Source organism: Streptomyces sp. NBC_00631 (assembly GCF_045206895.1).
In the GTDB taxonomy this organism is placed as follows: domain Bacteria; phylum Actinomycetota; class Actinomycetes; order Streptomycetales; family Streptomycetaceae; genus Streptomyces.
This window is the reverse complement of the sequence record NZ_CP107734.1, coordinates 4,667,514-4,687,835: the sequence shown is the minus strand read 5'-3', so window position 1 is coordinate 4,687,835 and position 20,322 is coordinate 4,667,514. Positions and strand designations below refer to the sequence as shown.

Sequence of the window (20,322 nt, the reverse complement as noted above, 5' to 3'; positions counted from 1 at the left end):
CCAAGGTAAGAATTCCGCGTGCCGATCACACCCCAGCACTGCGCGTAATCGGACTACCATCACCTCATGACCCGTGTACTGCTCGCCGAGGACGACGCGTCCATCTCGGAGCCGCTGGCCCGCGCACTGCGTCGGGAAGGTTACGAGGTCGAGGTGCGCGAGGACGGACCCACCGCGCTCGACGCCGGAATGCAGGGCGGCGTCGACCTGGTCGTGCTGGACCTCGGGCTGCCCGGCATGGACGGCTTGGAGGTGGCTCGTCGGCTGCGTGCCGAGGGCCATGCCGTGCCGATCCTCATCCTGACCGCGCGGGCCGACGAGGTGGACACCGTCGTCGGCCTGGACGCGGGCGCCGACGACTACGTGACCAAGCCGTTCCGTCTCGCCGAACTGCTCGCCCGGGTGCGGGCGCTGCTGCGGCGCGGTGCCGCGGAGCCTGCGCAGCCGCCGGCCACGCACGGGGTGCGGATCGACGTCGAGTCGCACCGGGCGTGGATGGGTGACGAGGAACTCCAGCTCACGGCGAAGGAGTTCGATCTGCTGCGGGTGCTGGTGCGGGACGCGGGGCGGGTCGTCACGCGGGACCAGCTGATGCGGGAGGTCTGGGACACGACGTGGTGGTCGTCGACCAAGACGCTCGACATGCACATCTCGTGGCTGCGCAAGAAGCTGGGCGACGACGCGGCGAACCCTCGGTACATCGCCACGGTGCGTGGGGTCGGGTTCCGTTTCGAAAAGAGCTAGGTCGGCTGAAGGGGCGCTGAAGTCGCCGTTTCTCGGAGAGTGCTGTGCGTCGTCGTCTGATCCAGTCCACCCTCGCTGTCGTTCTCGTCGTCATCGCCGTGTTCGGCGTCTCCCTGGTGATCGTCGAGAGTCGGACCATCAGCAACAGCGCCCAGGAGCGCGTCGACTCCGAGGCGCTCCGCCTCGCCAGCATCGTGGACGGCCGGATTCTCGAAAACGAGGACGTCACCGTCGAGATACTGCGGAGTCAGGTCGGCAAGGAGCAGTACGCCGTCATCCGGATCCCGGGCAAGCCTCCGATCGAGCTGGGTGTGAAGCCCGAGGGCGATGTCATCCACTACACGGCCGACGGTGAGGAAGGCGAGACGGTCACCGTCCAGGAGCCCCGGTCGACCGTGACCCGGGAGGTCGGCCGTACGCTGCTGATCATCGGGGCCGTCGCGCTCCTCGCCGTGATCGCCGCCGTGCTGCTCGCCATCCGGCAGGCCAACCGGCTCGCCTCCCCGCTCACCGACCTCGCGGAGACCGCCGAGCGGCTCGGCTCCGGCGACCCGCGACCCCGGCACAAGCGGTACGGCGTCCCGGAGCTGGACCGGGTCGCCGATGTGCTGGACTCCTCCGCGGAGCGGATCGGGCGGATGCTCACCGCCGAGCGGCGGCTCGCCGCGGACGCCTCCCACCAGCTGCGCACCCCCCTGACCGCGCTGTCCATGCGGCTTGAGGAGATCACCCTCACCGACGACCCGGACACCGTGAAGGACGAGGCGAACGTGGCGCTCACGCAGGTGGAGCGGCTGACGGACGTCGTCGAGCGGCTGCTCACGAACTCCAGGGACCCGCGCACCGGCTCCGCCGTCTCCTTCGACCTGGACGAGGTCATCCAGCAGCAGCTCGCCGAGTGGCGGCCCGCCTACCGCAGCGCGGGCCGGGCGATCGTCAGCTCGGGCAAGCGGCATCTGCGGGCCGTGGGCACGCCGGGCGCGGTGGCGCAGGTGCTGGCCGCGCTGATCGAGAACTCCCTGATGCACGGCGGCGGCACGGTCGCCCTGCGGACCAGGGTGACCGGCAACCAGGCGGTGGTCGAGGTGACCGACGAGGGCGCCGGGGTTCCGGCGGACCTGGGCAACCGCATCTTCGAGCGGACCATCAGCGGCCGTAACTCCACCGGGATCGGGCTGGCCGTCGCGCGCGACCTCGCCGAGGCCGACGGGGGCCGGCTGGAGCTGCTGCAGGCCCAGCCGCCGGTGTTCGGTCTGTTCCTGTCCCGCACCCCGCCTATGCACAAGCCGGACGACGACCGGCCCATGGTCCGCTAGGACCAGGGCGCTCTAGCGCACCCGCTGCCTGGGCTTCTCGGTGTCGGCGGCCCGCTCCAGCAGGGCCTCCGCGTCCGCGACCGTCCCACGGGCCGGCAGCGTCTTGAACACCCAGGTGCGGTACGACCAGAAGCGGAACAGCGTCGCCACGCCGATGCCGACGAACTTGAAGACGTTGCTCTGCAGCGGGCTGTCCCAGCCGAAGCCGTAGGTGGCCAGATACAGCAGACCGTTCTCGATCACCAGGCCGACCGCGCTGAACAGCAGGAACAGCGTGAGTTCCTTGGTGCGGCCGTGCTTGTCGCGGTCCCGGTACGTCCAGTAACGGAACCCCAGGTAGTTGAAGACGATGGCGACGACCGTCGCTATGACGCTCGCCCGCACCACCGGCAGGTCCGTGACGTGCCGGACCAGGTTGAAGACGCCGAGATTTACGAGAATGCCGGCACCGCCGACCGCGCCGAATTTGGCGACCTCGCGTACGAGCCGTTGCAGCCCCGAGGAACCACGTTCCATGGTTGTGCGGGCTCCCGTCCGTAGGTATTGCGACCCAGCCACTCTAACGACCCAGCATCTCCGACGCCTGTGGATGGCGACACAGGTCGGGAACGGCTTGGAAAGAACACCGGAAAACCGCGGGAAAAGCGGGGCAAGAAGCGGCGAAGCGGCGGGTAAGAGCCCTGGTCGAGGGCGCGGAAACCGGCCACCCTGGCGCGGCCGATACCCTAGGGGCGTGACGTTCCCGGTAGTCGGCATGGTCGGCGGGGGTCAGCTCGCGCGTATGACGCACGAGGCGGGCATCCCGCTGGGCATCAGGTTCAAGCTTCTCAGTGACACCCCTCAGGATTCCGCGGCCCAGGTGGTGAGCGATGTCGTCGTCGGCGACTACCGCGACCTGGAGACACTGCGCGCCTTCGCGCAGGGCTGCGACGTGATCACCTTCGATCACGAGCACGTGCCCACCGAGCACCTGCGGGCCCTGGAGGCGGACGGCATCCCCGTGCGCCCCGGCCCCGACGCCCTGGTGCACGCCCAGGACAAGGGCGTGATGCGGGCGAAGCTCACCGAGATCGGCGTGCCGTGCCCGCGCCACCGGATCGTGGCCGATCCCGAGGACGTGGTCCGGTTCGCGGCGGAGGGCGACGGCTTCCCCGTCGTCCTGAAGACCGTGCGCGGCGGCTACGACGGCAAGGGCGTGTGGGTCGTGGAGACCGCCGAGGAGGCCTCCGACCCCTTCCGGGCCGGCGTGCCGGTCCTCGCCGAGGAGAAGGTCGACTACGTCCGCGAGCTCGCCGCCAACGTCGTACGCTCCCCGCACGGCCAGGCCGTCGCCTACCCGGTGGTCGAGTCCCGGCAGGTGGGCGGCGTCTGCGACACCGTGATCGCGCCCGCCCCCGACCTGGACGAGACGCTCGCCCTGCGCGCCGAGGAGATGGCCCTGCGGATCGCCAAGGAACTGGGCGTGGTCGGCCACCTGGCCGTCGAGCTGTTCCAGACCCGTGACGGCCGCATCCTCGTCAACGAGCTGGCGATGCGCCCGCACAACTCCGGCCACTGGAGCCAGGACGGCGCGATCACCAGCCAGTTCGCCAACCACGTCCGCGCGGTCCTGGACCTGCCCCTCGGCGACCCGCGCCCGCGCGCCACATGGACGGTCATGGTCAACGTCCTGGGCGGCGACTACCCGGACATGTACTCCGCGTACCTGCACTGCATGGCCCGCGACCCCAGACTGAAGATCCACATGTACGGCAAGGACGTGAAACCCGGCCGCAAGGTCGGCCACGTCAACACCTACGGCGACGACCTGGACGACGTTCTTGAGCGCGCACGTCACGCTGCCGGCTACCTGAGAGGCACGATCACCGAATGAGCCCCGTTGTTGGCATCGTCATGGGTTCCGACTCCGACTGGCCCGTCATGGAGGCCGCCGCCAAGGCCCTGGACGAGTTCGAGATCGAGTACGAGGTCGATGTCGTCTCCGCGCACCGGATGCCGCGCGAGATGGTCACGTACGGCGAGCAGGCGGCGGAGCGCGGCCTGAAGGTGATCATCGCGGGTGCCGGCGGGGCGGCCCACCTCCCGGGCATGCTCGCCTCGGTCACCCCCCTCCCGGTCATCGGCGTCCCCGTCCCGCTGAAGTACCTCGACGGCATGGACTCCCTGCTCTCCATCGTGCAGATGCCGGCCGGTGTCCCGGTCGCCACGGTCTCGGTCGCCGGCGCCCGCAACGCGGGCCTGCTGGCCGCCCGCATCCTGGCCACCCACGACGAGGATCTGCTCGGCCGGATGCGCGACTTCCAGCAGGACCTCACCGACCAGGCCACCGAGAAGGGCAAGCGACTGCGCGCCAAGGTCGAGGGCCCGAACGGCTTCGGCTTCGGCAAGTAGGACTCCGGGAAGCAATACGCAATGACGTCCCTCGATGAAGCCCGGTCCCTGCTGCGCGAGTTCCCGGTCGTCGACGGCCACAACGACCTGCCGTACGCACTGCGCGAGCAGGTCCGCTACGACCTCGACGCACGCGACATCGCCACGCACCAGAACGCACATCTGCACACCGACATCCCGCGCCTGCGGGAGGGCGGCGTCGGCGCGCAGTACTGGTCGGTGTACGTCCGCTCGGACCTGCCCGGCGCGGTCCCGGCGACCCTCGAACAGATCGACTGCGTACGGCAGTTGATCGCCCGGTACCCGGCCGACCTGCGGGCCGCGCTGACCGCCGCCGACATGGAGGCGGCGCGCGCGGAAGGCCGTATCGCCTCCCTGATGGGGGCGGAGGGCGGCCACTCCATCGACAACTCGCTGGGCACCCTGCGCGGCCTGTACGAGCTGGGCGTGCGCTACATGACGCTCACCCACAACGACAACAACGACTGGGCGGACTCGGCGACCGACGAGCCGAACGTCGGCGGCCTGTCCGCCTTCGGCCGCGAGGTCGTCCGGGAGATGAACCGCCTGGGCATGCTGGTCGACCTCTCCCATGTGGCGGCCACGACCATGCGCGCCGCCCTCGACACCTCCACCGCCCCGGTGATCTTCTCCCACTCCTCCTCCCGGGCCGTCTGCGACCACCCGCGCAACATCCCGGACGACGTCCTCGAACGTCTCCCCGGCAACGGCGGCATGGCGATGGTGACGTTCGTACCGAAGTTCGTGCTCCAGGCGGCGGTCGACTGGACGGCGACCGCCGACGACAACATGCGCGCCCACGGCTTCCACCACCTCGACACGACCGAGGCGGCGATGAAGGTCCACCGGGCCTTCGAGGAGACCAACCCGCGCCCGATCGCCACGGCCGCCACGGTCGCCGACCACCTCGACCACATGCGCGAGGTCGCCGGCATCGACCACCTCGGCATCGGCGGCGACTACGACGGCACGGCCTTCACGCCCGACGGCCTGAACGACGTCTCCGGCTACCCCAACCTGATCGCCGAGCTGCTGGACCGCGGCTGGTCCAGGCCCGACCTGGCCAAGCTGACCTGGCAGAACGCGGTCCGTGTGCTGGGCGCGGCGGAGGACGTGGCCCGCGGCCTGCAGGAGACGCGGGGGCCGTCCCACGCGACCATCGCCGAGCTGGACGGCTGATCGGCCGGGGCGGCCCAGAAGAGCCGCGCGGGGAAAGCGGGCGTTCGGGGCGTACCCCCGAACGCCCCGTCCACCAGGAACCCTCCCGGGCAGGCGTGCGACGGTGGGCTACAGCCCCTTCACGACGTAGCTCACGACGACGTACGGAGCCCTTCATGGCCGACCTCCAGCACGACATCCACACCACGACCGAGGTCGGCAGGGAGGACTGCTTCCCCGACGACCCTTTCCCGGTGGAGTCCGGCGCCACGTTCCTGGAACGGGCCCACGCGCTGCTGGAGGCGCATCCGGTCGCGGACGGCTACAGCGGGCTGCCCCGGGCGCTCGGGCCGCTGCCCTGGTACGACCTGGAGCTGGGCGAGACGGCGGTGGACACGGACGTGCCCCGGCTGCGCGAGGGACATGTGGGCGCGCTGTTCTGGTCCCTCCAGGTGGCGGAGGCCGGCCGGGGAGACCGGGCCGTGGGGGCCACCCTGGAACAGCTGGACCTGGTGCGCCGGGTGGTCGAGATGCACCCGGAGGGGCTCCGGCTGGTGCGCACCGCCGGGCAGGTCATCGACGCCCGCAACTGCGGACGGGTCGCCGTGGTGCTCGGCCCGGCCTCCGCCGCGGCCCTCGACGACTCCCTCGGCATCCTGCGGGTCCTGCAGTCCCTGGGCCTGCGCGTGCTCTCGCTGGCCGGTGCCGCCTGGGCGGGCGAGGAGGGGCTGAACCGGTTCGGCGAGGAGGTGGTCCGGGAGATGAACCGGCTCGGGGTGCTCGCCGACCTGTCCGGCGCCCCGGAGGCCGCCCTCGCCCGGACGCTCGCGCTCTCCAAGACACCGGTCCTGTGCACCCGCTCCGCCGCAGCGGCCGTACGTCCACATCCCGCCAACCTCTCCGACGGGCTGCTCGCGCGGCTGGGGGAGCAGAAGGGCCTGTGCATGGTGCCGCTGGCCGCCGAGCAGACCGGGCCGACCGTCACGGACGTCGCCGACCACCTCGACCACGTCCGCATGGCCGCGGGCCCCGAGTGCGTCGCCCTCTCCGGCACCTACGACTCCGGCGCCGCCCACCCTCGCGACCTCGACGACACCTCCCGCTACCCCCACCTGATCGCCGAACTGCTCCGCCGCGGCTGGTCCGAGACCGAGCTGTCCCTGCTGACCTGGGGAAACGTCCAGCGAGCCCTGCGCAGCGCCGACTTCACCGCCCGAGCGACGCAGCGCCGCAGAGACCCGAACCCGCCCCGCCCGGCCGACACCGAGGCCTGATCAGTCCAGGTCTGACCAGCCGAGCCTTGACCAGTCGAGCCCAGTCAGCCGAGCCCTGATCAGTCGATCCGGCACAGGCAGAACGGATGGCCGGCCGGATCGGCGTACACCCGGAAGTCCTCAGCGACCGGGTCCTCCTCCCGCCGCAGCAGCCGCGCCCCCAGCGCCAGCACCTTCTTCTCCGCCACGTCGACGTCCTCCCACGTCGGCCCCGCGTCGAAGTCGAGATGGAACTGCTGGGAGTTGTGGTCGGCGCGCGGCCACTCGGGCGGGGTGTACCCCTCCGCCAGCTGGAAGCCCAGCCGCAGTCCGTCCGGCAGCTTCAGCACGACCCAGTCGGCCTCCTCGGCCACCAGGGTGCCGCCTGCGACGGCCGCGTAGAAGGCGGCCAGCGCGGACGGGTCGGGACAGTCGATCACCACGTTGCGCAGGCGAGCGACGGACGCCATGACTCCTCCTTCTCTCGGCAGGGGCTCCCGGCAAGGGCTCTCAGCAGGCGCAGAGACAGAACGGGTGCCCCGCCGGGTCGGCGTACACCCGGAAGCTGCGCTCCCGGTCCGCCGCGTCCAGCGGCTTCGCGCCCAGCTCCAGCACCCCCTTCTCGGCCGCGTCCAGGTCGTCCACCACCAGGTCCAGGTGGAACTGCTGCGAGTCGTCGGGCGCGGGCCACTTCGGCGCCACGAACCCGGGCGCCTTCTGGAACGCCAGCGCCTGCCCGCCGGGCACCGCCAGATCCACCCACTCCCCGTCCCCCTCGACACTGCCACCCAGCACCTCGGCGTAGAAACCGGCGAGCGCGGACGGGTCGGGGCAGTCCAGGACGACGACACCGAGCTTGGCGAGAGCCATGACTTCCTCCTTGAAGTCGGAGTTACCTGCAGAGCGGTTCAACCAGTAACATCGGTTACCGCATGCTCCCGCACCGGCGGTAACCCCGCAACCGCATTTCGGAGGTAACTTGCAGGGATGAGTGAGAGATCGCCCGCGCCGGGCGGCCTGGCCCTGGTCGAGGCCCTGGTGAACACGCTGGACCTGGCATCGGGCGCCGACGCGCTCGACACGGCGGACGGCAGGGCACGCCTGGGCATCACGGAGCCCGAACTCTCACCGGCCCGCGCCCTGCGGGAGTCCCTGCGCGCCGCCCTCCTCGCCCACGCCGGGTACCCACCGCACCGCGCGGTCACCCCCCTGAGCGAGCTGCTCGCGCAGGCCCCGCTGCACGTCGCCGTCGACCCCGCCGACGGCTCCGCGGCCCTCACCCCCGCCGACCCGGACCCCCTGCTCTCCCGCATAGCGGCCGCCGTCGCCACGGCCCTGGTCGAGGGCACCTGGACCCGCCTCAAGGCCTGCGAGGCCGACTCCTGCCACTGGGCGTACTACGACCGCAGCCCGGCCGGCCGCGGCCGCTGGTGCTCGATGCAGGTGTGCGGCGCGCGCGAGAAAATGCGCCGGTACCGAGCCAAGGACCGGTAAGGCACAGCCCGTTCACCGGAAAAGCCTGTGCCGGGTGGTGCAGAATGCAACAAGACACCGGTTCGGCCGACTGAGCCTCGGCCGAACCGGTGTCGTCCGCTGTGAACACCTTGTGCCGGAGCGCCCCGTCAGGGGCGCGGGGCTGTATCACCATGCGGCTCCGCCGCGCGGGTGCGCTCAGCCCCCACGCACCCGCAGGTTCAGGCGGTCGGACGCCCCATGGCGCGATACGTCCACCCGGCCTGCCGCCAGACCTCAGGATCCAGCGCGTTCCGCCCGTCGAGGATCACCTTCTCCGCGGCCACCTCACCCAGCACCGCCGGATCCAGCTCCCTGAACTCCCGCCACTCGGTGAGATGCAGCACCACGTCAGCCCCCCGCACACACTCCTCGGCGCTACCGGCGTAGCCGAGCGTCGGGAACAGCCGCCGAGCGTTGGCCATCCCCTTCGGGTCGTACACCGTCACCTGCCCGCCCTGCAGATGGATCTGCCCGGCCACGTTGAGCGCCGGCGAGTCCCGCACGTCGTCCGAGTCCGGCTTGAACGCCGCGCCGAGCACCGCCACCCGCTTCCCGAGGAACGACCCGCCGCCGAGCGCGTCCCGGGCCATCTCGACCATCTGCCCCCGGCGCCGCATGTTGATGGAGTCGATCTCGCGCAGGAAGGTCAGCGCCTGGTCGGCGCCCAGCTCACCCGCACGGGCCATGAAGGCACGGATGTCCTTCGGCAGACAGCCACCGCCGAACCCGATCCCGGCGCGCAGGAACTTTTTCCCGATCCGGTCGTCGTACCCGATCGCCTCCGCGAGCCTGACCACGTCGCCGCCCGCGGCCTCGCAGACCTCCGCCATGGCGTTGATGAAGGAGATCTTGGTCGCAAGGAAGGAGTTCGCCGAGGTCTTCACCAGCTCGGCGGTCGGGAAGTCGGTCACCACGAACGGCGTCCCCTCGCCCACCGGCGTCGCGTACACCTCGCGCAGCAGCTTCTCGGCGCGCTCGCTGCGCACCCCGACCACGAGCCGGTCGGGGTGCAGGGTGTCCTGGACGGCGAAGCCCTCGCGCAGGAACTCCGGGTTCCAGGCCAGCTCGGCCCCGGCCCCGGCCGGCGCGTGCTCGGCGAGGTAGGCGGCCAGCCGCTCCGCGGAACCGACCGGCACCGTCGACTTGCCGACCACCAGCGCGGGCCCGGTCAGATGCGGGGCCAGCGACGCGATCGCGGAGTCGACGTACGACATGTCGCAGGCGTACTCGCCGTGCTTCTGCGGGGTGTTCACACAGACGAAGTGCACGTCGCCGAAGGCGCCGACCTCGGCCCAGTCGGTCGTGAAGCGCAGCCGCCCGGTGGAGCCCTCGAAGCCGGCCACGTGCCGGCGCAGCAACTCGTCGAGCCCCGGCTCGTACATCGGGGTCTCGCCGCGCTCCAGCATCGCGATCTTCTCGGGCACGACGTCCAGCCCGAGCACCTCGAAGCCCAGCTCGGCCATGGCCGCGGCATGGGTGGCGCCGAGATAGCCGGTGCCGATCACAGTGATCTTGAGGCTCATGAATGCTCCAGCTCGGGGACGTCGGTACGGGCCGCGGCCCGAGCATAACCGGGCCGTGTTCCGGGCAACTTTCCCGCTGTCGCCAAGCTCACGTGACCTATCCGTGGGCCGCGTTCTAAACTTTGAGTTACTTAACAGTAATTAGCGTCAGCACCACTGCGTCTGGAGTGAGAGACCTTGGCCGGATCGGCTGACTTCGACCTGTACCGCCCGTCCGAGGAGCACGACATGCTCCGGGACGCCGTCCGCGCGATGGTCGAGGCGAAGATCGCCCCGTACGCCGCCGCGGTGGACGAGGAGGCCCGCTTCCCGCAGGAGGCGCTCGACGCCCTGGTCGCCAACGACCTGCACGCCGTGCACGTTCCCGAGGAGTACGGCGGCTCCGGCGCCGACGCGCTCGCCACGGTCATCGTGATCGAGGAGGTGGCCCGCGCCTGCGTGTCCTCGTCCCTGATCCCCGCCGTGAACAAGCTGGGCTCGCTCCCGGTGATCCTCTCCGGCGGCGAGGACCTGAAGAAGAAGTACCTCACCCCGCTCGCCAAGGGCGACGCGATGTTCTCGTACTGCCTCTCCGAGCCGGACGCGGGCTCCGACGCGGGCGGCATGAAGACGAAGGCGGTCCGCGACGGCGACCACTACGTCCTCAACGGCGTGAAGCGCTGGATCACCAACGCGGGCGTCTCCGACTACTACACGGTCATGGCGGTCACCGACCCGACCAAGCGCACCAAGGGAATCTCCGCCTTCGTCGTCGAGAAGTCCGACGAGGGCGTCTCCTTCGGCGCCCCGGAGAAGAAGCTCGGCATCAAGGGCTCGCCGACCCGCGAGGTCTACTTCGACAACGTCCGCATCCCCGCCGACCGCATGATCGGCGCGGAGGGCACCGGCTTCGCCACCGCGATGAAGACCCTGGACCACACCCGCATCACCATCGCCGCCCAGGCCCTCGGTGTCGCCCAGGGCGCCCTGGACTACGCCAAGGGCTATGTCCAGGAGCGCAAGCAGTTCGGCAAGCCGATCGCCGACTTCCAGGGCATCCAGTTCATGCTCGCCGACATGGCCATGAAGATCGCCGCCGCCCGCGCCCTCACCTACCAGGCCGCGGCCGCCTCCGAGCGCGGCGACGCCGACCTCACCTTCCAGGGCGCGGCGGCGAAGTGCTTCGCCTCCGACGTCGCCATGGAGGTCACCACGGACGCCGTCCAGCTCCTCGGCGGCTACGGCTACACCCGCGACTACCCGGTCGAGCGCATGATGCGCGACGCCAAGATCACCCAGATCTACGAGGGCACGAATCAGGTCCAGCGGATCGTCATGGCCCGCAACCTGCCGTAACCGCACCGGCGTCGGCGGGAAGGCGCCCCTCGGGGCGCCTTCTCCGGCTCTGGCGCCGAATGGCACTACCGGACGGTCGGGCTTAGGACGGGAACCAGACGGGGACCGCCCCGGACCCCGCCGCCACCCTGGAGGAGCCATGACCCAGACCGGACCCATGACGGCCATGTCCAAGCAGATGCAGGAGTGCGTCAACGCCTGCATGACCACCCACACCATGTGCGAGGAGACCCTGAGCTCCTGCATGTCGATGGAGGGCGGCCAGGCGCACATGCGCATCATGCGCGCGCTCATGGACTGCTCCGAGGCGACCCGCATGTGCGCCGACATGATGATGCGGCGGTCGCCGCTGTCGCCCGAGATGTGCGCTATGTGCGCGAAGGCCTGTGACATGTGTGCCGAGGCGTGTATGTCCATGCCGGACGACCCGCAGATGAAGCGCTGCGCGGAAGCCTGTCGCCGCTGCGCCGAGATGTGCCGCTCGATGGCGGCCATGCCCATGTGACGCTCCTCGCGAGCGAGGTTCAGGGGCCTCCGGTTCCTCACTCGTTCGAGCGGTGAAGGAGTGATCCTGCCCGATACGCTGACGCTCGGGATCAGAATCGCGCCCATGGCAGCCATGCGCTGTAGCCGCGTGCGCCGACGGGGAAGGGCGGCCGGCCCTTCCCCGTGTGGCGCTGCTCGCCGCCGGGACGGCTTGGTCGGACCGGCCGACGGCTCAGTTGCCGGAGACGGTGACCTTCTCGTCGTTCTTCAGTTCGTCCACCAGGGTCTTCACCTTCGCCTTGTCCCAGACGAGGTTGCCGCCGGTGGAGCCGGAGATCGGCATGTTCATCGAGACGCCGTCGCCGCTGTTGACGTCCTTCATCGCGAAGAACATCGACGCCAGGTCCCACAGGCTCATGTCCTTGTCGACGGTGAGGGAGTCGAGGCCCGCGCCGAGGGTGGGGTAGAGCTTGAAGGGGTTCAGGATCGTCGACGGGGTGGCCACCTGGTGGGCCAGGGCCGCCAGGAACTTCTGCTGGTTCTTGGTGCGCTGCAGGTCGGACGCGGCGAAGGCGTGCCGGGTACGGACGAACGCCAGGGCCTCCTCGCCGTTCAGGGTCTGCTTGCCCGCCTTGAAGTTCGCGCCCGAGTAGCTGTCCTTGAAGCCCTTGTCGATGGTGATCGTGACACCGCCGACCGCGTCCACGATGTCCGCGAAGCCGGCGAAGCCGATCTCCACGTAGTGGTCGATGTGCAGACCGGTGTTGTACTCGACCGTGCGGACGAGGAGGGTCGGGCCGTCCTCGGCGTAGGCCGCGTTCAGCTTCGTGTACCGGCCGGTGTTCGGGTAGACCTTGCCGGACGTCGACCCCTTGTAGGAGGGGATCTCCACGTTCGAGTCACGGGGGAGCGAGACCAGCGTGTCGCCGTTGTCGCCGACGTGCAGGATCATCATCGAGTCGGTGCGCTGGCCCTCGGCCGACCCCGTGTGCAGCTTCTTCTTCTCCTCGGCCGACATGCCCTTGCGGCTGTCGGAGCCGACGATCAGGTAGTTGGTGCCCTTGCCCGCCGCGGGCCGGTCGATGACCTTGGACAGGTCGACGTCCCGGTGCAGTTTGGAGTCGGCCCAGAAGTAGGTCGCGACGGATGTGACGATCAGCACGCTGACGACGACGATCGCCGTCCACTTGATCCGCTTGCGCCAGTTGGGAGCCGGCCGCGGCCCGCGCTCATGGGTACCGGCCGGCCCGCCGCCCCCGGGGCCGCCGCCGTAGACCTGGCCGGTGTTGTACCCGCTGTCGTAGCCGTCGTACCCGCCACCGCCGTCGTACCCGTTGTCGTACGACGGCTGCTGCGGGACACCGGCGTATCCGCCGCCGCCCTGCTGCGGGGAGCCGTACGGCGGTGCCGACGGGTCCGAGCGCCGTACCTGGCGCATCACGCGGGCGCCCTCAGGCTGCGCGCTTGCGCTACCGCGTCCGTACCGGTCGCCGCGGTTGTCGTTCGACCGTCCCTGGGGCCATTCGTTCATGGGCCCCAGTGTGCAGGCAGCGGCCGTACCTCTTACAAGAGTCGTCGGAAAATCAGGGCACCCCTGTTGCGAAGCCGACACAAATTCCGTGAATGTCGCTTCGGCATAAGGTGGGGGCCATGACAGACCAGGCCCCCGAGGCGGAATCCGACATACCCGGCAAGCCGACGTCCGCGTCCCGGACCACCCTGAGCCACATCATGACCCACAGCGACACCAACCTCCTCGGGACGGTGCACGGCGGTGTGATCATGAAGCTCGTGGACGACGCGGCGGGCGCGGTCGCCGGCCGCCACTCGGGCGGTCCCGCCGTCACCGCGTCCATGGACGAGATGGCGTTCCTGGAGCCGGTCCGCGTGGGTGACCTGGTCCACGTCAAGGCCCAGGTCAACTGGACCGGCCGGACGTCGATGGAGGTCGGTGTGCGGGTCCTCGCCGAGCGCTGGAACGAGTCGACCCCCGCCACCCAGGTCGGCTCGGCCTACCTGGTCTTCGCGGCGGTGGACGCGGACGGCAAGCCGCGCCGGGTGCCGCCGGTGGTGCCGGAGACCGACAGGGACCGCCGGCGCTGTCAGGAGGCCCAGATCAGGCGTACGCATCGGCTGGCGAGGCGCCGGGAGATCCGTGAGCTGCGCGAGCGGAGGGTGGCGGAGGGGTACGTGGACTAGGGCGGACTAGGGCGGTCCTTCGGTCGGCCCCTTCAGGGGCGCGGGGAACTGCGCGAGCAACCCCCATGCTCCCGCACCCGATCCACGACCCTCAGCACACCTTCTCGTCCCCCCTGATGACAGAAGCCTCTCCCTCCGGCGTCGGCGCCTCCACCCGCACCTTCCGCACGGCCCCCTTGAAGTCGGCCCCCACCGTCACCCGCAGCACCGGCCCCAGCCCCGGTACGGCCCGCAGGACGCTGCCCGGGAGGGCCGCCGCCAGTGAGCGGGCCGAGCGGTCCCAGCGTGGGTCGAAGGAGATCACCGTCCGCCTCAGGTCGCGCCGGGCGGCACCCACCGGCCGGTGGTTCGCAGCGAAGCCCGTCGCCGCCAGTGCCGCGTCCATCCGCCGCGCCAGCCCCGCCGTTGCCGTGCCGTTCTCCACCTGGACCCTGATCCCCGCAGGGGCCACCTCCACGGTCGCCGGCGGCGGCTCCTGCGGCTTCGGCGCGGGTGCGACCGTGGGCGCATGCGTCGGCGTGGGCGGCGCGAGCGGCTTGTCGTCGCGCAGGGACCGGAAGAGCTGGTCCGACCCGGCCCGGTCCCACTTCAGCGTCGAGCCGATGCCCTTCACGGCGTACCCCATCTGCCCGATGGGGACGGTCGTGAACTCCGACGAGGAGGGCGAGAAGTTGCGCATCGCCCGGCCGAGGTCCAGCAGCTCGTCCGTGCCGAAGCCCGTGTCGGCCCGTACCGACCCCAGCACCGCCCGGGTCACGTCCCGGAACCTGATCGGGTTGAGCAGCACCCCGCTCGACGTCGCCCGCTCGATCATCGACGCCAGGAACCGCTGCTGCCGCTTCATCCGGCCCAGGTCGCTGGCCGCGTCGACGTGCCGGGCGCGGACGTACTGCAGGGCCTGGCCCCCGTTGAGGATGTGCGTGCCGGGGGAGAGGTTCAGGCCGGTGTAGGAGTCCTCCAGGGGCTGTGCGGTGCAGACCCGGACCCCGCCGAGCACGTCGACGGTCCGCATGAACGTGATGAAGTCGACCTCCAGGTAGTGGTCGATCTTCAGGTGGGTCATGTCCTCGACGGTACGGACGGTCAGCTGCGGGCCGCCCTCCGCGTAGGCCGCGTTCAGCTTGATGGGGTGGGCGGGGAGCGGGCGGTGCGTCGTCTCGTCGACGCGGGCGGGGACCTCGGCGTACGAGTCGCGCGGCAGGCTGACCACGGTCGCCCGCTCCCGGTCCGCCGAGATGTGCACGATCATGATCGTGTCGGTGCAGTGGCAGGGCGCCCCGCCCAGCCGGTACTTGCGCCGCTCCCGCTCGGTGATCTTGTCGCGGCCGTCGGTGCCGACCAGCAGCACGTTCATGCCGTGGCCCGCGGCGGGACGGTTCTTCATGTCCTTGAAGGGGTCGACCCGGGCGATGTCCGCGTCCAGGCCGGCCATCACCGAGTGCCCGATCCCGGCCGACGCCAGCACCACCACGGAGAGTGTGCTGACCGCCCGCATGGCCCAGCGCGGCCGCCGGGGCCTGGTGGGTCGTACCGGCGGCCGCGGGGCCTGACGGGTGGTTTGCGTTTGGCGCGGCGGCCGGGCGGGCCGGACGGGGGACCGGGGCGGGCTGGCGGACAAAGGACACCTCCGGACGAGGCCGTACGTGGGATCCGTGAGCACGGTAGGCCGATACGACCTTCAGCCCGCGGCACCGTCCATGCGGCGCGCACCGGTGTCCCCCGTTCGCGGTAACGTGAGCCCCCTATGAACGCCAAGCCCGACGTGCGGCACCCCGCAGTTTCTGTGATCATGCCCGTCCTCGACGAGGAGCGGCATCTGCGCGGGGCCGTCCAAGCGATCCTCGCGCAGGAGTACGCCGGCGAGATGGAGGTCGTCATCGCCCTCGGTCCCTCCACGGACCGCACGGACGAGATCGCCGCTCAGCTGGTGTCGGAAGACGCGCGCGTGCACACCGTCCCGAATCCGACCGGCCGCACGCCGGCCGCGCTGAACGCCGCGATCAAGGCCTCGCGGCATCCGATCGTGGTCCGCGTCGACGGCCACGGCATGCTCTCGCCGAACTACATCGCCACCGCCGTACGGCTCCTGGAGGAGACCGGCGCGCAGAACGTCGGCGGCATCATGCACGCCGAGGGCGAGAACGCCTGGGAGCACGCGGTCGCGGCGGCCATGACCTCGAAGATCGGCGTCGGGAACGCGGCCTTCCACACGGGCGGCGCGGCCGGTCCCGCCGAGACCGTGTACCTGGGTGTCTTCCGGCGCGAGGCGCTGGAGCAACAGGGCGGCTACAACGAGGAGTTCATCCGCGCCCAGGACTGGGAGCTGAACTTCCGGATCCGGGAGGCCGGCGGGCTGATCTGGTTCTCGCCGGAGCTGAAGGTGTCGTACCGCCCGCGGCCGAACGTGAAGGCGCTCGCCAAGCAGTACAAGGACTACGGCCGTTGGCGGCACGTCGTCGCCCGCTACCACGAGGGCTCCATCAACCTGCGCTACCTCGCCCCGCCGGCCGCGGTGTGCGCGATAGCCGCGGGGCTCGTCGTGGGAGCGCTGGTCACCCCGTTCGGGTTCGTCGTCCCCGGCGGCTACCTCGCGGCGATCGCCGCCGGGTCCCTCCCGGCCGGCAAGGGGCTGCCGCTGAAGGCGCGGCTGCAGATCCCCCTCGCCCTCGCCGCCATGCACATGTCGTGGGGGTACGGCTTCCTGACCAGCCCCAAGTCGCTGGCGAAGCGGGTCATCGCGTCCCGTCGCCCCGCGGTGCTCAGCTCTTCGTCCAGCTGAGCACCGGCCGCCGTACGGCCCGGACTACCAGGTGTAGTCCGGGTCGACGTGCATGCACGCCGTGGTGTCCGAGGCGTTGAGGGCGTTCGCCGACGCCGGGGTGGTGTCATCGTCGTCGGCGGTGTACTCGGTGCCGGAGCGCCAGTCGGCGCCGACGACCAGCGTGACCCCGTCGACGGACGTCGACTTCTTCACCTGGTCGGTCGGGATGCCCAGCGCCTTCGCGACCCGCTGGGCGTCGCCCGCCAGGTCCGCGCTCGGATAGCGCACCACGGTCTGGTCCTCGCTCAGCAGCGCCGAGCTGTCGGCCGCCGCCTTGGTGAAGCCCTTGCCGGCCAGCAGCGCGGTGACGGCGGCGGCCCGGCCGGTGACCGCGGACTCGGTGCTGCTCCTGGTGCCGTTCTGCACCTGTACGGCGATCTTGTCGTCGGCCGCGGCCTTGTCGGTGACCTTCGTCGCGGTCGTCTTCTTCTTGTCCTTGCCGTCCAGCGCGATGTCCTCGCGGACCAGCCGCCACAGCTTGGCCGCGTCGGTGGGCTTGGGCAGGACACGGTTGCCGTCGGAGGAGTACACGTACGGCATCGTCGTCATGGTGATGCGGCTGGTGGGGACCTTCTTCAGTTCCTTGCTCAGGTCGTAGAGCCTGGTGACCGAGCCGAGGCCGGTGTCGACCGTGAGCGCCTTGGTGGCCGTCTCGGCGAGCCCCAGGAGCTTGTCGGGGTTGCTGAGGGTGGCGTTGGACCGCAACTGGCGGACCATCGAGTTCATGTACATGTGCTGGGCCTTGGTCCGGGCTATGTCGCTGCCGTCCTCGAAGCCGTAGCGGGTGCGCAGCCACTGCAGGGCTTGCTTCCCCTTGACCGAGGTGGTGCCCTTCTTCAGCTTCAGGCCGGAACCGTGGCCGGAGGAGGTGTGCGAGTAGATGTCGGCGTCCACGCACACCGGCACCCCGCCGATCGCGTCCGCCATCGACACCACGCCCGAGAAGTCGACCATCATGAAGTGGTCGATGTGGATGTCGGTCAGCTTCTCCCAGGTGGCCACCGTGCAGCCGGGCCCGCCGCGTTCCAGGGAGGCGTTGGTCATGGTGTCGGTGGTGGCCGCGTACACCTTGCCGGTGTCGGGGTCGGTGCACTTAGGGATGGAGACGAGGGTGTCGCGGGGCATGGACACCACCGACATGTTGGTGCGGTCGGCGGAGACATGCAGCAGCATCTGGACGTCGGCGCGGGCGGCGGTGCCGATGTCCTTGGCACCGCCCAGCTTCACGTTCTCCGCGGTGTTCCGGGCGTCGGAGCCGATCAGCAGGATGTTCAGCGGGGTCTGGCCGGCCGCGTTCGCCTTGGTGGCGGTGGCCCGGTCCTTGTCGTCGGCGGCGTTGTTGAGGTTCTCCTTCTTGATGTTGCCGTTGAGGTGCTCGTAGTACAGGTATCCGGCGGTGGCGGTGCCGGCCATGGCCAGCACCAGGATCGAGGCCGACCAGCGGACGATCCGGCGTCTGCGGCGTCTGCGGTCACCGTCCGTGCCGCGTCTGCCCTGCCGGCCGTCACCGTCCTGTGGCGTGAGGGGCATGGTGTCCTCGACCGCGGACACCACGTCGGACACCTCCCCCCGCACACTGCTGCGCACCACGTCGCCCGCCCTCCCGCTCGCACCTGCCACCACACCCGGAACTCCCGGGTACCTGAGCACGGCGGCAGTGTCATGCAGGCGCTTAGGAGTTACCTGTGCCTACCTGTGCGGACCTGTGCGTGGACCGTTGGCACGGCCCGCTACCAGCGATAGGGCGCGTACACGTCCATGCACTGCTTGGTGTCCGAGCCGTTGATCGCGTCGGCGTTGTCCGGCAGGTCACCGGCCTTCGGCGCGGACTGTTTCGGGTACGCCGTGCCGTCCCGCCAGTCGGCGCCGACGACGAGCGTGACCCCCGACACATCGGTGGTCTGCCGTACCTGGCCGGTGGGGATCCCCAGCGCCTTGGCGACCGCCTGGGCGTCGCCCTCCAGGTCCGCGCTCGGGTACTGGACGACCGTCTTCTCCACCGACTCCGCGGCCCCTGAGGTGTCCGCCGACGCCCTGGTGTAGCCCTTGGCGGCCAGGTGCTGGGCGAGCGCTCGTGCCCGGCCGCTGACCGGGGCCTCGGTGGTGGTGCCGGTGGCGTTGCGCACCAGCACGCCGAGGCTGCCCGGGGAGACGGACGGCTCCTTGGCGGGCTCGGCGCTCGCCGTGGTCTTCTTCTTGCTCTCCTTGGCGGAGCCGTTCTTGTCGAGCGCAACGTCGTCGCGGAGCATCTGCCACACCTTGTCGGCATTGGTGGTGTCCGGCACGACGTGGTCCTTGTTCTGCGGGTCCTCGACGTTCGGCATCGTCAGGCTGGTGATGCGGTTGGTCGGCACCGACTTGAGCTGCATGCCCAGGTCGTAGAGCTTCTTCGGGGTGCCGATCTCCTCGGAGACCGTCAGGGACTTGGTGGCCGCCTCGGCCAGGTCCATCAGCCTGCCGGTGTCGGTGAAGACGTTCTGTCCCTTCAACGTCCGGATCATCGAGTTCAGGTACATGTGCTGGGCCCGCGCCCGCATCAGGTCGCTGCCCCAGGCGTGCCGGGTGCGCAGCCACTGCAGGGCCTTCTCGCCCTTCACCTTGTGCGTGCCGGCCGTCATCTTCAGTCCGGAGCCGCCGGGCACCGCGGCCGTCGGCCGGTCCCACACGTTCTGGTTCACGCAGACGTCGACGCCGCCGATGGCGTCCGCCATGTTCACCACGCCGGAGAAGTCGATCGTGATCCAGTGGTCGATGTAGACCCCGGTGAGGTTCTCCCAGGTGGCCAGCGTGCAGCCGGCCCCGCCCCGGGCCAGCGACTCGTTGATGATGGTGTTGGTCGCCGGGTACACCTTGCCGGTCTTGGGGTCCGTGCACTTGGGTATGTCGACCCTGGTGTCCCGGGGGATGCTCACCATCGCCGCGCTCTTGCGGTCCGCCGACAGGTGGATCAGCATCTGCACGTCGCCGAGCGGCGGGCTGCCCCGGTCGTACTTGGCGCCGCCGAGCTTCACGTTCTCGTCGGAGTTGCGGCTGTCGGAGCCGATCAGCAGGATGTTCATCGGCGTCTGACCGGCCGCGTTGGCCGCGGTCTTCCGCGCCTTGGCGTCGCCGCTGCTGCGCTCGCCCTTGTGGATGTTGCCGTTCAGGTGCTGGTAGTAGAGGTAACCGGCCCCGGCCGTGCCGAGGACCACCACCGACAGCACGGTCGCCGACCAGCGCAGCGCCCGCCGGCCGCGCCCACCGGGCCTGCCCCGGCCGCCGTTCGGGCCGTCGGACGAGCCACCGCCCGAGCCGCCCGTCGAGCCGCCCTTGCGGCGCCCGCCGCCGGGCCCGGGTCTGCCCGTGGTCCCGGGTGCCTTCGGTGCGAGGGACATCGTGTCCTCGACCGCAGGCACCTCCCCCCGCACATCGCTCTGCGTCAACTCCCTGCCCTCCCCACCCTGCGCCCTGCGCGCACACGGGCCCGCCGCCACGCCCCCCGTCGGGCGCCACACGGACCACACGGGTCCGCCCCGCGCCCGGTTAGACGCGTGACGGACCCATAGGGTTACCTGCTTATT

19 protein-coding genes are annotated in these 20,322 nt (G+C 70.5%); 11 read left to right on the top strand and 8 right to left on the bottom strand.

Translation table 11 applies throughout. The annotated features are described in order from the left end of the window. Positions 1–66: 66 nt before the first annotated feature. Entirely contained in the window at positions 67–744 is a 678-nt protein-coding gene (locus OHB00_RS21420) for a response regulator transcription factor (protein ID WP_016436346.1), read from the top strand. A 44-nt stretch (positions 745–788) separates the two neighbouring features. Further along, positions 789–2,060 (top strand): ATP-binding protein, encoded by a 1,272-nt coding sequence (locus tag OHB00_RS21415; RefSeq protein ID WP_406436553.1) that lies wholly within the window; start codon positions 789–791, stop codon positions 2,058–2,060. A 12-nt stretch (positions 2,061–2,072) separates the two neighbouring features. Here OHB00_RS21415 and OHB00_RS21410 read toward each other — a convergent pair whose 3' ends face one another. Further along, on the bottom strand, positions 2,073–2,576 hold the full coding sequence (locus OHB00_RS21410) for a GtrA family protein (protein ID WP_406436551.1): 504 nt from the start codon (positions 2,574–2,576) through the stop codon (positions 2,073–2,075). Positions 2,577–2,793: 217 nt separating this feature from the next. Here OHB00_RS21410 and OHB00_RS21405 point away from each other — a divergent pair, with 217 nt between their 5' ends. From OHB00_RS21405 to OHB00_RS21390, 4 genes are all read left to right on the top strand, one after another. Beyond that, complete coding sequence (locus tag OHB00_RS21405; protein WP_406436549.1) at positions 2,794–3,933, top strand: 5-(carboxyamino)imidazole ribonucleotide synthase; 1,140 nt, start codon at positions 2,794–2,796, stop codon at positions 3,931–3,933. Then, on the top strand, positions 3,930–4,451 hold the full coding sequence (purE, locus tag OHB00_RS21400) for a 5-(carboxyamino)imidazole ribonucleotide mutase (protein ID WP_406436547.1): 522 nt from the start codon (positions 3,930–3,932) through the stop codon (positions 4,449–4,451). The genes OHB00_RS21405 and purE overlap by 4 nt, the downstream gene beginning before the upstream one ends. A gap of 21 nt (positions 4,452–4,472) precedes the next feature. Further along, entirely contained in the window at positions 4,473–5,651 is a 1,179-nt protein-coding gene (locus OHB00_RS21395) for a dipeptidase (RefSeq protein ID WP_406436545.1), read from the top strand. Between the two features lie 155 nt (positions 5,652–5,806). After that, on the top strand, positions 5,807–6,904 hold the full coding sequence (locus OHB00_RS21390; protein ID WP_406436543.1) for a dipeptidase: 1,098 nt from the start codon (positions 5,807–5,809) through the stop codon (positions 6,902–6,904). A 59-nt stretch (positions 6,905–6,963) separates the two neighbouring features. On the opposite strand, the gene OHB00_RS21385 is transcribed toward OHB00_RS21390, so the two are convergent. Then, positions 6,964–7,353, bottom strand: coding sequence for a VOC family protein (locus tag OHB00_RS21385; protein WP_406436541.1), 390 nt, complete (start codon positions 7,351–7,353; stop codon positions 6,964–6,966). Between the two features lie 40 nt (positions 7,354–7,393). Further along, positions 7,394–7,753, bottom strand: a complete 360-nt coding sequence (locus OHB00_RS21380; RefSeq protein ID WP_406436539.1) for a VOC family protein — start codon at positions 7,751–7,753, stop codon at positions 7,394–7,396. Between the two features lie 117 nt (positions 7,754–7,870). Between OHB00_RS21380 and OHB00_RS21375 the strand changes: the two genes are divergently transcribed. After that, a complete protein-coding gene (locus tag OHB00_RS21375) occupies positions 7,871–8,377 on the top strand; it encodes a CGNR zinc finger domain-containing protein (protein ID WP_406436537.1) in 507 nt (168 codons plus the stop codon). Positions 8,378–8,577: 200 nt separating this feature from the next. Here OHB00_RS21375 and OHB00_RS21370 read toward each other — a convergent pair whose 3' ends face one another. Further along, entirely contained in the window at positions 8,578–9,921 is a 1,344-nt protein-coding gene (locus tag OHB00_RS21370; protein WP_406436535.1) for a UDP-glucose dehydrogenase family protein, read from the bottom strand. A 177-nt stretch (positions 9,922–10,098) separates the two neighbouring features. On the opposite strand from OHB00_RS21370, the gene OHB00_RS21365 reads away from it, so the two are divergent. Both OHB00_RS21365 and OHB00_RS21360 read left to right on the top strand, forming a co-directional pair. Further along, positions 10,099–11,256, top strand: coding sequence for an acyl-CoA dehydrogenase (locus OHB00_RS21365; protein WP_406436533.1), 1,158 nt, complete (start codon positions 10,099–10,101; stop codon positions 11,254–11,256). Between the two features lie 139 nt (positions 11,257–11,395). Continuing rightward, positions 11,396–11,761: a four-helix bundle copper-binding protein gene (locus OHB00_RS21360; protein WP_406436531.1), complete on the top strand. Its 366-nt coding sequence runs from the start codon at positions 11,396–11,398 to the stop codon at positions 11,759–11,761. A gap of 213 nt (positions 11,762–11,974) precedes the next feature. Here the strand turns inward: OHB00_RS21360 and OHB00_RS21355 are convergent, their stop codons facing one another. After that, a complete protein-coding gene (locus OHB00_RS21355) occupies positions 11,975–13,273 on the bottom strand; it encodes an LCP family protein (protein WP_406436529.1) in 1,299 nt (432 codons plus the stop codon). 119 nt (positions 13,274–13,392) lie between these two features. Between OHB00_RS21355 and OHB00_RS21350 the strand changes: the two genes are divergently transcribed. Beyond that, positions 13,393–13,941, top strand: coding sequence for an acyl-CoA thioesterase (locus OHB00_RS21350; protein ID WP_406436527.1), 549 nt, complete (start codon positions 13,393–13,395; stop codon positions 13,939–13,941). 91 nt (positions 13,942–14,032) lie between these two features. Here the strand turns inward: OHB00_RS21350 and OHB00_RS21345 are convergent, their stop codons facing one another. Next, positions 14,033–15,436 carry an LCP family protein gene (locus OHB00_RS21345; RefSeq protein ID WP_406436525.1) on the bottom strand — a complete coding sequence of 468 codons (1,404 nt, stop codon included), beginning with the start codon at positions 15,434–15,436 and terminating at the stop codon, positions 14,033–14,035. Positions 15,437–15,685: 249 nt separating this feature from the next. Here OHB00_RS21345 and OHB00_RS21340 point away from each other — a divergent pair, with 249 nt between their 5' ends. Next, positions 15,686–16,720 (top strand): glycosyltransferase family 2 protein, encoded by a 1,035-nt coding sequence (locus tag OHB00_RS21340; protein WP_406436523.1) that lies wholly within the window; start codon positions 15,686–15,688, stop codon positions 16,718–16,720. A gap of 24 nt (positions 16,721–16,744) precedes the next feature. On the opposite strand, the gene OHB00_RS21335 is transcribed toward OHB00_RS21340, so the two are convergent. Continuing rightward, positions 16,745–18,292 carry an LCP family protein gene (locus tag OHB00_RS21335; RefSeq protein WP_406445919.1) on the bottom strand — a complete coding sequence of 516 codons (1,548 nt, stop codon included), beginning with the start codon at positions 18,290–18,292 and terminating at the stop codon, positions 16,745–16,747. A gap of 200 nt (positions 18,293–18,492) precedes the next feature. Then, entirely contained in the window at positions 18,493–20,184 is a 1,692-nt protein-coding gene (locus OHB00_RS21330) for an LCP family protein (protein WP_406436521.1), read from the bottom strand. Between the last annotated feature and the right edge of the window lie 138 nt (positions 20,185–20,322).